This window comes from Sporosarcina luteola, from assembly GCF_023715585.1.
Taxonomy (GTDB): domain Bacteria; phylum Bacillota; class Bacilli; order Bacillales_A; family Planococcaceae; genus Sporosarcina; species Sporosarcina luteola_D.
Genome location: NZ_JAMBOK010000002.1, coordinates 54428 through 70132 on the forward strand (window position 1 = coordinate 54428; position 15705 = coordinate 70132).

Sequence of the window (15705 nt, forward strand, 5' to 3'; positions counted from 1 at the left end):
CAACCCTTCATTTGCCTTTCGCAGTTGGAAGTATATCATTGCTCTCCTCCCTTTACAACACTGGAATAGGTCGTTTCACAGACTAAATATCCTCCATTTCTAATCATTTATTAATCTATCTCTCAAAATATATTAGCTTTTGATAGGTACATTACAGTTATTAATGATTTCGAGGAGGAAATTCACATGAAGATTGTAATTGTACCATCGGGGTTTAAGGAATGTTTAGATGCAGAAGAGGTTGCGATCGCGATGGCTAAAGGGGTAAGGCGGTTTGATGAGGAAATTGAAGTTGTAGTTGTCCCGATGATTGACGGAGGGGAAGGGTTTGCAAAAACAATTGTGAGCTTAAAGGCCGGTGAATTAATTCATAAAGAAGTGACGGGCCCTGTTGGAGAGAAAATTGTAAGCCATTTTGGGGTTTTTACTGAGAACGATAAACGGACGGCTGTAATTGAAATGGCGGCTGTTGCTGGGTTGAAGCATGTTCCCCGAGATCAAAGAAACCCGTTGAAAACGACTACATACGGGGTAGGTGAACTGATACTCGCAGCCCTTGATCTTGGAGTCGATAATATCCTTATTGGGTGTGGGGATTCCGGTACATCAGATGGCGGCTCGGGAATGGCACAAGCTCTTGGAGTGAAGTTTTTTGATCATCATCGCAAGCAGCTACTCATCCAGGGGGGTGAAGATTTGCTAAAGGTTGCCCATATAGATTCAACACATGTAGACAAACGATTGGCGGATGTTTCCATCGACGTGGCATGCAATTGGACGAACGTACTTTGCGGGGAGAAAGGGGTAGCTCGAGTCTTTGGCCCACAAAAAGGAGCGACTCCCCACCAAGTGGAAAAATTGTCGGCAGCACTGGAGCACTATGCTGCTTTAATTCAAAAGAATAGTTCACTCGATGTCAGGACATTGCCAGGCAGTGGCGCATCCGGCGGACTTGGAGCAGGATTAATTGCCTTTACAGGCGCAACCCTTCACCCAAGGTTCGATATTATTAAAAATTATATTGATATAGAGGAAAAAATTGCAGGGGCGGATATTGTACTCACTGCGGAAGGCAGTATCGATTTTCAAACACCGAACGGAAAAATTCCAGCTGAAGTGGCTAGGATTGCGAAAAAGAATCAAATTCCGGTTATAGCGATTACAGGTACGATCGGTAAAGGTGCAGACCTAAACTACCAGGCGGGTATCGATGCATATTCAAGCATCATTCAAAAACCGACGACATTGGAAAAGGCGATCAGCAAAGCACCCCAATGGATTGAAGACAGTATTGTAGCAGTTCTTCGCCAAGTGAGCGTAGGCTTACGGATTGCTAGAAGAAAAATGGCATAGATGAGGTGGTGGACCGATGATTACGAGAATGAATAAGAGAAGGACAAAAGAAAGCTTCGCAGTTGCTCTAGTCGACAGAATTCCAACAGCAACATTAGGGATTATTAGTGTCCATGTCTTCTACTTGATGATCATTGCTTCAGCCGCCCAACTTGGCTATGCTGCCAAGGTTTCTCTATTTGCATTCTTGTCTGCTATGACTTTATGGGTGGCGACCAAAATTCCTGCGGGGTTCGTGGCGGTCTCGCTACTCATATTTATTGTATTATTTAAGGCAGGTAAACCAGAGCTCCTCTACAATTCCCTTTCGGAGGAGATTGTATGGTTGATGGTCGGCTCATTTATTATAGGTGAAGCGGTCAAACAATCAGGGCTTGCAACGCGTTTCGTTGAGTCGATCGTAAAATACTCCAGCAATAAGAATAGAGTGCTAGGAGGTGTTTCGTCGGCATTGTTCGCCTCCGCCTTTTTTATCCCATCCACTTCTGGAAGGGCCGCTCTTTCCATGCCGATGTTGGAACAGTTGCGCAACAAGTTTTCCGCTAAGGAACAAAGCGTGTTGGCAATCATGGCGCCAGTCGTTATTTTAATGAGTACTTCCGCAACATTAATAGGAGCCGGCTCCCACCTGATTGGAATAGGGTTATTGGAAACGACGGTCGGACAGTCCATTTCCTTTGTCCAATGGCTTATTTGGGGTGTACCGTTCGCCCTCATTATCACTATTATTTCAGTCGTGGTTATAAAGTTCATGTTATGGCCAAAAGAAGCATCGAACAAATTTGAATCGACGGAAATCAGAAATGATACTTTGCCGAATAGACCATTTGGGAAAAACGAAAAAAAGACATTGGTCATTATATTTATTTTGATGGCCGGCTGGCTGTCAGAGAGCATCCATGGTTATGATATTGCTTTCATTACGATGCTTGGCTCGGTGTTAGTCATGCTTCCAAACTATGGAGTGATCACTTGGAAACAAGGAATCAAGGCGGTATCATGGAATCTTATTCTATTTGTAGCTGCGGCAACTGCACTTGGCCAAGTCTTAGTAGATACTGGTGTTGTCTCTTGGATAGAGAAAGGGATGTTCAGCGCTATTCACCTGTTTAGCGAGGCGCCTGAGTGGGTGGTTGTAAGTATTATTTTACTTGTAACTATTACGAGCCATTTATATATTACATCTCATACGACAAGGGCGATTGTCTTCATCCCAAGTTTTATATTGTTCAGTCAAAGTATTGGAATGGACCCAGCCGCGGTAGTTTTTCTAAGTTTAATAGGGATGAATTACTGCATAACGGTACCTGTCAGCTCGAAGGCATTACTGCTTTTCTACGAAGAAGGTGAAGTTTCCTACGATGCAAAGCAGCTAGCCAAAATCAGCTCCGTTTTAATGCCGATTTACTTACTAGTCATGCTGTTATTTTATTTTACGTACTGGCAGTGGACAGGACTGCATTTATAAATGAGGTGATAAAATGTCTGACCATATATTAATTATCGAAGATGATAATAAAATTGCCCGAATCATTCAGCTTGAACTGGAGTATGAAGGTTATGATGTAAGCATTGCCCACACAGGCAGGGAGGGTATGGCCTTAATTGAAAAGGAAAAGATAGATTTGGTGATTCTGGATGTCATGATTCCGGAATTAAACGGAATGGAAGTACTGCGACGTATCCGTCAGGCGAATAACGAAATTATTGTTATTATGCTAACAGCAAGAAGTTCAGTGTTTGACAAAGTGAACGGTCTTGACTTGGGTGCTAATGATTATATCACAAAACCATTCGAAATTGAGGAACTGCTGGCCAGAATCCGCACGAACCTGCGTTTTAAGCCGAAAAGCGTCTCGGTGAAAAAAACAATCCATAAGATTGGTTCTGTTGAGATCAATACAAATACGAGAGAAGTGTACAAATTCGGCAATTTAGTGGAGTTGACTCCGAAGGAATATAATTTGCTGCTCTACTTGGTGACGAATAAAAATCAGGCGATAGAGCGCGAACAAATTTTAACAGAAGTATGGGGCTATGATTATTATGGAGATACAAATATTGTAGATGTTTACATCCGCTATTTACGAAAGAAATTAATTGACTCAAAGGAAGAATCATTCATTCAAACTGTCCGTAGTGTCGGTTATATGATAAAGGATTAACATCATGAAATTGCAAACGAGAATACAGTTATTTACGACGGTTGTATTAATCGTGCTGTTATTAGCTGCAAATACGAGCATTTATTTTATCTTTAAAAACACAAGTATTTCATCAGAACTAAATCGCTTGTCGAACATCTCCAATCATATTCTTATAGAAATGAACGAGAAACCGGAAATTTCAATGGAATCTATGTTGCAAGCATATTTACTTAGTGACGGACTGATCCGAACTGTAGTTAAAAAGGGAAGGCACCCATCCATTCAGGTTTTCACTGACAATATCTATCGGCAAATTCCATCAAGTTATCATGAAAAACAGTTTGAGGGAGTCTTTGAATTTGAAGATTCGATGTTTGCTATCGTTTCTATTCCTGCAATAAGTGAAGGCGGGGAAATTATCAACCTGCAGTTGATTGAGAATATTGATCTGTTGTATGAAAATATACAGGAATTAAAATGGGTGTTAGTGATGACCACCATAGTCGTTATAATCATTTTATATTTCACAAGCGGTTTTGTAGGAAGGATAATTCTACTGCCGATTCAACGATTGACGAATACGATGAACACGATTGAAAAAAGAGGGTCATTTGAAAAGATTGCTGTTGCATGTGAATCGAAGGATGAAATAAATAAAATGGCCATGACCTTTAATCGGATGATGATAAAGCTAGAAGCGAGCTACTTAAAGCAAGAACAATTTGTTTCAGATGCTTCTCATGAATTGAAGACGCCTTTGACGGTCATAGATAGTTACATAAAAATGTTGAAGCGTTGGGGGAAAGAGAGACCGGATATGCTTGAGGAAGCTATCTACTCAATTGAATCGGAATCACGCCATATGAAATATTTAACCGAACAGCTTTTGCAATTGGCGAAAGTGGAAGAGGGTATTGAATATGAAAAAGAAGTGGTGGATATTGCCGCCATTGTTCGAAGCACGATTCAGCGGCTGCAACCGTCCTTTAAACATACAATTCACTTTCTGAATGATTCCGGTTATAGTTACGTCAAAATACATGAACAAAGCTTTGTTCAATTGCTTGTTATTTTACTTGATAATGCCAACAAGTACAGTGACGACAGCATAACGGTGGAAATGACGGAAAGTAACGGCTTTGTAAGTATTACGGTGAAAGACAGGGGAGTCGGCATACCGAAAGATGCACAAGCCTTTGTGTTTGATAGAATGTTCCGGGTTGATAAGACGCGAAGCCGCAAAACGGGCGGAACAGGGCTTGGCCTGGCAATTGCAAAAAAGGTCGTAGAGCAGCATGACGGCAAAATCATTCTTGAAAGTGTAGAGGGAATGGGTTCAAATTTTATCGTAACCCTTCCGAAGCTGGAGGTATAAAAAATGAAGGTGAAGCTCCTTCTGATAGGTTTTATTATTCTTGGCCTATTGTTTTCGCTGTTTCAGATTTTTAGTGATTCTTCAGCGGAATTCACGGAACAAGAAGCCCAAGATATAGCTATAAAGCTCTACGGTGGAAAAGTGCTCGACTATGCCAAGCAAAATGGCGACTATGAAATAACGCTTGAGAACGATAGAGGTGTTTATTTTTTGGTAGTCGATGGGAAAAACAAAAAAGTGAATACAATAAAACTTCTTGAGAAGAAAGACGAACTTGATTCCGCAGGAGGGAAAGTCGTTAGCGATACTATCGACATCCCCGGCATTAAAGATCCTGTAGACGGCAGGATAAATATAAATGAAGAAAAGCTGGAGGCGATATATGAAAAGAAGGCAATAGAAATTGCTTTGAAGCAAGCCCATGGAATCATTACGAATGTTGAAAAAGTCACTACACAAAAAGGTGATCATTATAAAGTAACAATTGACAGCGTGAAAGAAGTTGCTCATGTATATGTTCAATCAGACACAGGTAAAGTATCCTCAGTGTCATCCATCCCGAAAAAACAAAGGTATGATGATGACGATCATGACGACGAAACTGAAGGTATTACCGACGATGATTAACATGCCGCCAAGGAATTTTTAATGTTTCGAGTTATAGTTTCTACCACTTATAGGGAATTTTAAAATTACATTCAGTATACGTATAGTTCAGCTTTTAGTCCTGAATGAATGCGAATTTATAAATAGTAAGAAGTAGAAAACACCAGCTTCAGTAAGCAGCTGGTGTTTTTAGTTATCATTATTTTGTAATTCTTTGTAAAGCTCGTGGGCCTTTTGCTCAGCTATTTGCTGATCCTTGTCATAGATGGTGATCAGTTTGTTTCCAATAATAAAGTTGAATTGTTTGGTCATGTGTTAGTCACCTGCCTTTTAATCTATGTCTATGAATACCACTTCCGAGCGGTTTCTAAACATCACGCATAGTTTCTGGATATTTTACAATACTAAGCTCGCCGCAACTTATCTTATGTGCAGGAGGGGAAAACATAAATGGCGAAGGATTCAAAACCAAGTTGGAAAAAGGACCATCCGAGCACTTTCTTAAGCAACTCAGTTCTAAAGGCGGATCGCTCGGTAAAGCAAGCGATGTCACATCCGGAAGAGATTGCAGCGGAGCATGCGTTCAATTCGATCTTACGTGCTGAAAATGCATTTGCGAACGCCGTGGAACGCAATGAGCATATGGATACAGTTCAGCAAAACAAAGAACAGTTGGACTTGATGAGACAGCAATTGAACGAAGTGCATGAGCAAGTGGAGGAACAGTAAGAGTTGCGGACCCGACCCCCGAAGGCTTTTGGGGGTTCTTTTACGTTATACTGACTGTATAGGAATAAAGGAAGTGAATGATAAATGATTTACGCAATTATAATATTCATATTGGCAGGACTTGCTGAAATAGGCGGAGGTTATCTCATTTGGCTATGGTTAAGGGAGGGGAAGCCGTTTTATTGGGGTATGTTGGGTGGCGTAGCTTTAATATTATATGGGATTATAGTTACCTTTCAAACGTTCCCTTCGTTCGGTAGAGTGTATGCTGCCTATGGTGGGATATTTGTCGTTCTCTCCGTATTATGGGGATGGAGCATTGATAGAAAAACACCTGATCTATATGACTGGCTAGGAGCAGCTATTTGTTTAGTTGGTGTTTCGGTGATGTTATTTGCACCGCGGCAATAAAATTCGAAATTGATTGTGTTCCTGCTATCTATATAAACATTGATATAATAGAGGAGTGTCAAAGCCGAACGATAGCTTTGACACTCTTTTATCATATGACAGATTAACTGGGGAGTTGAGCGATAAATGAACAAGAAAGCAATTGCTGATTTTCGCAAACGCTTTAAGCTAGATACAGATCTATTGAAAATCATTGATATTTACAATATTTATATTCGGCAGGAGAACAATGAAGTCTATCACGAGGTGAGCCAACCGTTCGCCCTTTTGGACCGCGAGCAACAGGAATTATTCCTATCTAATTTCAAAAAAGTGCTTGGTGGCAAACTGGATGCAAAGCTTTTCGAAGTGAAGTTCCGAAGTCAAACGGAAGAGGAAACAGACCATACGCAGCAGATCTTATATGAGGGCCTCCAGTCGGACAACGTCGAGGATTGGAAGGTGGAAATGCAAAAAATTGCCCAAAAGATGATACAAGAAACGCAATACGAGAAAGACATCGTTGTTACGTTCATTAGAGGGAATTATTATAGACCGACGAAACGGAATAGCGAAGAGGCGGAAGTGGCGGTTCGGGATGAAGTGTACAAGAATCCGTTCATTCTCTGCAGCATGAATCAGACCGACTTGCCGAAACAATCTCTAGTATTTGATTTCAATGAGAAGAAATTCAAATCACAGATAACGCTTGACCCGATCATTAATCTAACGTCCCCGACTGGCGGCTTTTTATTCCCGTGTTTTACGGATAATGCGGCAGACGTCAATCATGTCCTCTACGCAGCAGGAAAAGTGAATAAGCCGAATTTCCACTTTATCGAAAATGTGTTGGACGGCGAGGAAATCATGACTGCCGAGGAGGATAAAGTTGTTTTTGAAGAAATTGTGAAATCGGTTATCGGAGATGAAATGAATACACGAACCATTGCGAGCGTATACGATGAGATTCAGCGCATGATGGAAGCGGATGAAGAGGATGAGGAAGATGAGAGCATTCCTACCTTAGATACAAAAGAAGTGACCCGCGTCCTGAAGGCGAGCGGCGTGGAGGATGTCGATACCGAAAAGGTTGAAATGGCATTTCGGAAAGTAATCGATGATGATAAATATGAGATGAAAGCAAGCCATATTGTCCCAAGCTATACTTCGAAATCGATCAAAATCCAAACGAAAGTAGCAAATATCGCCATTAGCCCACAGGACTTGCGGTTTGTAAGGCAAGTTGAAGTGAACGGTAAAACTTGCATCTTGATTGAAGTGGAAGAGGACACAATGATTGAAGGATTTACACTCCTCTCTGAAGAACTGTTGGATTAACAAAGAGGTGGAACACCTTCTTTAAATAATTTCTCATTTTAAAGACAAGCTAAGGGAAAAGAGAAAGGTGATCACATGGATACAAAACATGGATCAGGTCCTATACAGCATGAATAAACCCTTCACACCACAGCTTGTCTATTTTGAGCCAAATGCATTGGAATATCCGCTTGGTAAAGAATTGAAAGAGAAGTTCGAGAAAATGGGAATTGAAATCCGTTTTACGACTTCGCATAATCAGATCCGGGATTTACCGGGTGAGACGGATGCCCAGAAATACCGAATCGCCAAATCGACGTTAGTCGTCGGTATTCGAAAAACGTTGAAATTCGATACGTCGAAGCCGTCAGCGGAGTATGCCATTCCGTTAGCCACAGGATGCATGGGGCATTGTCATTATTGTTATTTGCAGACGACGATGGGGACCAAGCCATATATCCGTACGTACGTGAACGTGGATGAGATCTTCGAAGCCGCTGACAATTATATTGCAGAACGTGCGCCTGAAATCACGAGGTTTGAAGCGGCCTGTACATCGGATATTGTGGGAATTGATCATTTGACCCATTCTTTGAAAAGGGCAATTGAACATTTCGGCCAAACTGAGCTAGGTCGACTTCGGTTTGTGACTAAGTTCCATTACGTGGATCATCTGCTTGACGCAAAGCACAATGGACATACGCGGTTCCGATTCAGTGTCAATGCCGATTACGTCATCAAAAACTTTGAGCCGGGAACATCTCCTTTGGCGAAACGCATTGAGGCGGCGGGGAAGGTGGCGAGAGCAGGCTACCCACTCGGCTTTATCGTTGCGCCTATTTACATCCATGAAGGCTGGGAGGAAGGGTATCGGCATTTGTTTGAGCGTCTTGATGAGGAGTTGCCGCAGGATGCTCGTGAAGACATTACCTTTGAATTCATCCAGCACAGGTTTACGAAGCCTGCGAAAAAGGTCATCGAGAAGAACTACCCGAAGACGAAACTCGAGTTGGATGAGGAGAAAAGACGCTACAAATGGGGGAAGTACGGCATCGGCAAGTACATTTATCAGAAGGACGAAGAGGATGAATTGAAGGATCGTTTATACAGCTATATGGAAAAGTACTTTCCAAACGCGAAGATCGAGTATTTCACGTGAAACAAATTGCAGTGAAACAAAAAAGTATCAGCACATTCCTGTAGCCCAAGCTTCTAGGAGTGTCTGATACTTTTTTTGATTAAATCACAATCACGCCAAGTAAAACTGCAATGATTAAAAGGACAATGCTAAGTCCCCACATGATCATGAAGGAATAGCGGATATGTTTCCCCATTTCCAGGCCAGCAAGTCCGAGCGCCAACCACAGAGCAGGTGATAAAGGACTGACAAATGTACCGATAATGTTACCGATAATCATCGCGTATGCAGTAGATAGGGATGGGACGCCGAATGAAAGGGCAACCTGGTCAATAATCGGCAACAGTGCAAAATAGTAAGCGTCCGTGCTTAACAGCAAATCGAAAGGTACACCGAACACCCCGATGATGATATGCAAGTATGGAGCAACGAATGCCGGTAAAACCGTCACGAGATCGGTAGCAATCGAGGTCAACATATTTGTGCCGTTCAAAATTCCTAAGAAAGATCCAGCCGCCAATATAATCGTCGCCATCATAATTCCACCTGGCGCATGCTCTTTAATGCGCGCCATTTGGTCTTGAACTTTCGGGAAGTTCAGTGGCAATGCAATACTGACACCGATCATAAACGCAAATCCTGCAGGGATAATGCCCCACACGAGAACGCCGATGACGGCAATGGCGAGGAGGGCGTTGATCCAGAGAAGTTTTGGGCGTTTCAGATTATTCTCTTCTGCAACAGTAGCGGCTACTTGTGCTTCAGCTAATGTATCTTCGAAAATTCCTTCTTCCATCGTTCCTTCGCCTAACGAAGCCTTTTTCGCTATTAAGCGTTTTTCACGATAGCCTAAAGTGACGGCAATAATAATTAATAAAACAAGACCAATAATTTGAATCTGAATGAGCGGCCTCCAAAGCTCTGTAACATCCACATCTAATACAGAAGCCGTTCTTCCTAGCGGTCCAGCCCACGGTACCATATTCATAATGGCGGCAGCTGTTCCGACAAGCAATAGAAGTAAATATGGATTCATTTTTAACCGTTTGTACAAAGGCAGCAATGCCGGAATTGTAATGAGGAATGTCGATGCTCCAGATCCATCCAAATGTGCGATTGCGGCAATGATAACGGTAGCAACAGCAACAGCAATTACATTTCCACGGGATATTGCAATCATTTTGTTAATGAGAGGGTCGAATAAACCAACGTCTTGCATAATTCCGAAAAATAAAATTGCAAAGATGAACATGATGGCAACGCTTGCAACTTTGGTTGTACCTTCCGTGAAAAACACACCGATTTCATCAAAGCTGAAGCCGGCAGCAAATGCTCCCGCAACTGGCACTAACACAAGTCCAACAATGGGAGAAACCTTACCGCTAATAAGCAGCGCTACAATGATGACGATTGTAATTAAACCAATAATACTTAGCATATATATCTCCTCTCCAGCAAACCGAAGTCCACTTTTGAAAGAGAGAGGCCTATGTAAGCGGATACATACTTGATAAAAAAACAAGTAATGCTGTCCTAGAAAATAACCTCTCTATTTCAAAATATTCTATAGTTAGAAATTTATCATAAAGAGGTTATAAGGATAAGTTTATCTAATTAAAAACACTAATGGTTGTTCTGGTCGTTTTGTTCATTTTGTCCACGGTGTGTATCTTCGCTCTGGGCGCCCAATATCTCCATATTTCAGCTGGGCATCCGCTTCATTGATAGACACTAAGTATTCCAGATAACGCCTGGCGGTCGATCGGCTCACGCCCACCTTTTTTCCGGCGTCCAATGCCGTGATGCCGGAATCATTGCTTTCATGTAAAATCACTTTTATTTTTTCCAATGTAAGTTGATCGACACCTTTCGGCAATCGCTCTACGTTATCTTTTATTGGTGCAGGGGTGAATTGCAAGCCTGTCAGAAGGTCGATTTCTTCTTGCTTGAGCTCCGTCTTTGTCGTCAACAATTGTTTTTTGTTTCGGAAGCTCAATAATGTCCGTTCAAAACGTTCAAAGTCCACTGGCTTCACGATATAATCGAAAATCCCGCCGCGCAGTGTTTCAGCAATGGTTTCCACTTCCTTTGCAGCGGTCATCATAATGACATCAATTTCCGTAAACTCGTCTCTCAATGTCCAAAATAAATTCAATCCTTGAACGTCGGGTATATAGACATCCAATAAAATAAGCTGTGGCCAATTGCTGGCGCTTCGCAAATAAGTGAGAGCCTCTTCGCCCGTCTTTACAGTTTCCGCCACGACAAATCCTTGCACACGATTTACAAATTGACGGTTGATATCCGCGATCCGAAAGTCATCTTCAACAATCAATACTTGAATCGGTTCAAGCATCCGATTCTCTCCCTTCTTTTGGCATTGATAGCACGAAGCTTGCACCGCCAAGATCTCCTTCTTCCAAATAGAGTTCTCCATTTACTCCCTTGATAAGTTGCTTTGTAAGTGCCAGTCCAAAACCGCCGTGTTCACCTTCTTTTAATGTAAATCCCTGCTCAAAAATCAACTTCACATACCGATCGGGCACGCCCTCGCCGGCATCGTCTATTTCGAAGATGATATCATTCCCGATATCGGTAAAATAAATCGCTATTTTCCGGTCAGCAGGCGGGTTTTGATTCACCGCATCTATCGCATTATCAATTAGATTTCCAATCGCCGTCAACAGTGCTTCCCTTTGCTTTTCACTTAGGAGGGTTTCCAGTCTGCTATCCTCTTGAATTGCTATATCTATCCCTAACTCGCTTGCCTGATTTAATTTACCGAGTAAAAGGCCGCTCACCTGTGGGTCGGATATTTTCTTAATGAGCAAACGAATCCAGCTTTTTTGAAGCGAACTTTCCCGCTTAATGTAGTGGATTGCCTCTTCCTTTTTACCGAGCTGCAATAAACCGAGGATCGTATAGAGCTTGTTTGAGAATTCATGTGTTTGGGCACGTAGCGCATTTGTATATTGTTTAACAGACGTCAATTCTTTCGTCAATAAATCAATTTCGGTTTTATTGCGGAAAGTGAATACGGTTCCGATCAACGAATCCTCGAAGTAGATAGGGACTTTATTGGCAAATACAATTGTATTGCCGATCATCATCTCTTGATCGATTCGATTAGTTTCATCATGAAGAAAACGGAGCAACTGCTGAGCGGGTGCTAGGTCCTTGATTGACATTCCTTCATATTGTTCAGGTTGAATGACTTGATTGAACAATAGACGTTGTGCCGCAGAATTGAGCATTGTGATTATGCCGTGTTGATTAACAGCAATAATGCCCTCATGCGTCGATTGAAGAATCGTTTCCTTTTGGAGAAACAAATGTGCAATTTCCTCCGGTTCTAACCCAAACAATACTTTTTTAATATACGACGCAATCAATATCGCACCGATTACTGCAGCAATCGCGATATTTATTAACACAAGCCATAATTGGTTAGTATAAGACTTAATTATCGATTGGATATCGTTCATTAAAAATCCGACCGAAACGACGCCGACAATTTTTCCATCCACATACACAGGAACTTTAGCGCGCACTGAGTCGCCCAATGATCCGGCTGCTTTGGAGACATACGATTCGCCATGAATCAACGCCTTTTCATTGTCTTCCCCCACCATTTTCATACCGATTTTATCGGCTTTCGGATGCGAATATCGAATTTCCTCCGTATTGCCGACGACTATGAACTCAGCCTTTGTCGCTTTTTGGATGGGGGCGACAAGGGGGGTGATAATGGATGCAGGATCATCTTGCCCGAATGCTTCTGCCAGTTCAGGAATATGTGCCACGCTTTCCGCCACGCTAAGTGCGCGATCACCAACTTGTTCTTCCATCGTAACAGATATGAAATGACCAATAAAAATCCCGATTACCAAGATAATTGCAATGATGAGGGCGGCAACTAATAAAATCATTTTCATTTTGAAATTGATAATAATAGTTGGTTGAAGATGCGGGTTTTTTTCCCGTCTTTTATGCAGCTTCATGATATTGTTAGACTCCGATTCATTTTAATCATAATAGTAATTCAAGCTATTATGTTAGTATTTGTTTAGGTCTGCGATAGCATCCAACATGCAGACAATGATATCCCATAGCATATAGTAGAGTGATTCATTTCACAGGCACTAAAAAAACATGAAGTAGAGGTAATATAGTATGAATGATAGGTTACAAAAAAATGCCGATGCAGGTTATCAGCTTGCCGAGAAGAGGGCTGCGGAATATTTTGCAGCACTTTCCGGGCAGCTCGCAAACAAGATTTATGCTACTACCTTAACTAAAGATATACAAGCTTGGAAACAGAATCATATCCATCACAATACAATGGCATCGTTATTTTCGCAGGGAAAGGGAAAATCCGATTCACGCGGGTATTACAATTATATTCAATGGCTTGATTACACTGGAAAGCTCGATGATTACTTAGATCGAAGCATATCTTACATTTTCTTGCGTGATTTGGGCAAATCCCTTACTTCACCTCATACACAGAGTAGGATTCGGCTTGTCGTTGAAGATGTAAAGAAACATCTTCCACTTTCCGCTGCAATCGGCAACGGAGGAAAAGCCGAGGTGTTCAGCATGGCGGGGTTATACCGTTGGGCTCAGAAGGAAGGCGTCGAGTCGACGATGATCTGGTTGATGAACAAATTGAAATCGGTTTCCGCTGCTATTCCAGAAGGGATGAATGCTGAAGAAGCGAAGCGGAAGCTGATGAAGATCACTGCAGGAGTCATTTTTCACCAGATTGAAGAAATGGGAGAGGAGACGACGTACGAAGAACGCGCCAGGAAGTTGGATCAAGCGATAAGACTGGGCTACTCGTATGGCCTGACCTATCCATTCATTGATGATCTTTTGGATTCGGATGTCTTGTCCGAGGAGGAGAAGAAACAATATTCAAGTCTGATACGAACTACCCTTGTGACAGGTGCTGTACCCGAATTAGGGGCCTGGCCTGACCCCAATAAAGAGTTGATGCAATTTATTCATTCCGAACTTCGAGACGCATTTGCATATATTCAGGGGTGTTTGCGACAAGAGACAAAGGATAATTTCTTCGAGCAATCCTACGTGTTTTTTAATTCCCAAGAAGTGGACCGAGAAAAGGATTTGTCGGATGCAAGATATTCGAATGAAGAGCTCTATATCCCTGTCATTTTAAAATCATCTTCGTCCCGTTTAATTGTCCGATCGGTGCTTAGTGCAGAAGAGGATGACGGGTTTGACAACCGCACATTCTTTTACGGCATTTACAATCAGCTGGCGGATGATTTCGCGGATATGTTTGAAGACTTGGAAGCTGGCGCGGTTACTCCCTACACCTACTACATGAAATATCACCACATCCGTCCGGACCTTATTAACCCATTTGAATTGTACTGGACGGTCATCTCCAATTTGATCCATAACGTGTATCATTCGGATACGAAGACGAGGAATGTGATTCTGAACCGTGCAATCAACGGTTTGAAACGATTTAAAGAGCGCATGGGAGCCACAAAATACAATGAAGTGATGGAGTTGTTCGCAACCGGGAATCCCAAATTCGATCGACTCATTCAAAAGATGGTACGAAAAGCGGACGATGTGGATTTCTTTGATAAATTGCTCCGAGATCATATCATCGCCAATTTAACAGATGAACGGGAAGAGCGGGAATCCTTTTTAGACTCGATCGAAACTGTGAGAAATGAGATAAACGACATCTTATATATCTCTGAGAATGACGACGTCCCTAACATGGAAGTGCCGATTATGGATGCTGCAAATTACAGTCTGCAAGGCGATGGAAAACGACTAAGGCCCATTATGACGTGGTTTATGGGCGTCTATGAGTATGGATTGGATAGGTCTGCAATCATGCCGCTACTGAAATCGTTGGAATACATGCACACAGCTTCCCTGATTTTTGATGACCTGCCATCTCAAGACAACTCGCCATTCCGAAGGGGGCGTCCTACATTGCACAATGTGTACGATGCGGCAACGGCAGAGTTGACCGGTCTCTATCTGACCCAAAAAGCGGTTGAGGAACAAGCCTCGCTCAAACACTTCGACCCAGAAACCGTGCTCCGCCTGATCCATTACTCGTCTGGCAAGACAACGGATATGTGTAAAGGCCAGGCGATGGACTTGAATTCCAAAGGCAAACAATTGACAGTGGAACAGTTAAATACGATGTGCTTTTACAAAACCGGCATTGCCTTTGAGGCCTCTCTCGTCATGCCGGCAATCTTAGCCGGGAAACAGGACACGGAACTGGAAGCATTGAAACGGTTTGCCTATCATGCCGGCATCGCATTTCAAATCAAGGATGACTTGCTCGACGTTGAAGGCGACCTGGCATCCCTCGGAAAGCCATCTGGAAAAGACGTAGAAAACAACAACTCGACCTTCGTCTCGATCCTCGGTGTGGAAGGCGCCCGAAAAGCAATGTGGGACCACTACTGCACCGCCATGGAAACCTTACAACAGATGCACCACAAAACAACCTACTTAAAACACCTCCTACACTACATCGTAAACCGGGATAACTGATATGAGTTGTCAGAATATTTTTGGTGCCTGTGCAGCAAACTATTCAGATTATGAACTACAATTGTATAAAGAAAAAACAAAACCCACTCATC

At 42.3% G+C, this 15705-nt stretch carries 13 protein-coding genes; 10 read left to right on the forward strand and 3 right to left on the reverse strand.

Annotated features, from left to right (window positions below):
- The first annotated feature begins 186 nt into the window (after positions 1-186).
- The 9 genes from M3193_RS10595 to splB all read left to right on the forward strand — a co-directional run bounded on the left by M3193_RS10595 (position 187) and on the right by splB (position 9076).
- The gene (locus M3193_RS10595; protein WP_251627421.1) at positions 187-1353 is read left to right on the forward strand and encodes a glycerate kinase family protein; all 1167 of its coding nucleotides are present in this window, start codon (positions 187-189) and stop codon (positions 1351-1353) included.
- A 16-nt stretch (positions 1354-1369) separates the two neighbouring features.
- The gene (locus M3193_RS10600; RefSeq protein WP_251627423.1) at positions 1370-2821 is read left to right on the forward strand and encodes an SLC13 family permease; all 1452 of its coding nucleotides are present in this window, start codon (positions 1370-1372) and stop codon (positions 2819-2821) included.
- 13 nt (positions 2822-2834) lie between these two features.
- Positions 2835-3518, forward strand: a complete 684-nt coding sequence (locus tag M3193_RS10605; RefSeq protein WP_251627425.1) for a response regulator transcription factor — start codon at positions 2835-2837, stop codon at positions 3516-3518.
- Between the two features lie 4 nt (positions 3519-3522).
- Positions 3523-4875: a sensor histidine kinase gene (locus M3193_RS10610; protein ID WP_251627427.1), complete on the forward strand. Its 1353-nt coding sequence runs from the start codon at positions 3523-3525 to the stop codon at positions 4873-4875.
- A 3-nt stretch (positions 4876-4878) separates the two neighbouring features.
- Positions 4879-5502: a PepSY domain-containing protein gene (locus M3193_RS10615; protein ID WP_251627428.1), complete on the forward strand. Its 624-nt coding sequence runs from the start codon at positions 4879-4881 to the stop codon at positions 5500-5502.
- A gap of 429 nt (positions 5503-5931) precedes the next feature.
- Positions 5932-6210 carry a hypothetical protein gene (locus M3193_RS10620; protein WP_251627431.1) on the forward strand — a complete coding sequence of 93 codons (279 nt, stop codon included), beginning with the start codon at positions 5932-5934 and terminating at the stop codon, positions 6208-6210.
- An 84-nt stretch (positions 6211-6294) separates the two neighbouring features.
- Positions 6295-6621 carry a YnfA family protein gene (locus M3193_RS10625; protein ID WP_251627433.1) on the forward strand — a complete coding sequence of 109 codons (327 nt, stop codon included), beginning with the start codon at positions 6295-6297 and terminating at the stop codon, positions 6619-6621.
- Positions 6622-6747: 126 nt separating this feature from the next.
- Positions 6748-7938 carry a DUF4317 domain-containing protein gene (locus M3193_RS10630; protein ID WP_251627435.1) on the forward strand — a complete coding sequence of 397 codons (1191 nt, stop codon included), beginning with the start codon at positions 6748-6750 and terminating at the stop codon, positions 7936-7938.
- Positions 7939-8047: 109 nt separating this feature from the next.
- A complete protein-coding gene (splB, locus tag M3193_RS10635; RefSeq protein ID WP_251628262.1) occupies positions 8048-9076 on the forward strand; it encodes a spore photoproduct lyase in 1029 nt (342 codons plus the stop codon).
- A 79-nt stretch (positions 9077-9155) separates the two neighbouring features.
- On the opposite strand, the gene M3193_RS10640 is transcribed toward splB, so the two are convergent.
- The 3 genes from M3193_RS10640 to M3193_RS10650 form a co-directional block, all read right to left on the reverse strand.
- Positions 9156-10493 carry a CitMHS family transporter gene (locus M3193_RS10640; RefSeq protein ID WP_251627437.1) on the reverse strand — a complete coding sequence of 446 codons (1338 nt, stop codon included), beginning with the start codon at positions 10491-10493 and terminating at the stop codon, positions 9156-9158.
- Positions 10494-10703: 210 nt separating this feature from the next.
- Positions 10704-11411: a response regulator gene (locus tag M3193_RS10645; protein ID WP_251627439.1), complete on the reverse strand. Its 708-nt coding sequence runs from the start codon at positions 11409-11411 to the stop codon at positions 10704-10706.
- Positions 11404-13056, reverse strand: coding sequence for an ATP-binding protein (locus M3193_RS10650; RefSeq protein WP_251627441.1), 1653 nt, complete (start codon positions 13054-13056; stop codon positions 11404-11406). The genes M3193_RS10645 and M3193_RS10650 overlap by 8 nt, the downstream gene beginning before the upstream one ends.
- Positions 13057-13228: 172 nt before the next feature.
- Between M3193_RS10650 and M3193_RS10655 the strand changes: the two genes are divergently transcribed.
- Positions 13229-15613 carry a polyprenyl synthetase family protein gene (locus M3193_RS10655; RefSeq protein WP_251627443.1) on the forward strand — a complete coding sequence of 795 codons (2385 nt, stop codon included), beginning with the start codon at positions 13229-13231 and terminating at the stop codon, positions 15611-15613.
- Positions 15614-15705 lie beyond the last annotated feature (92 nt).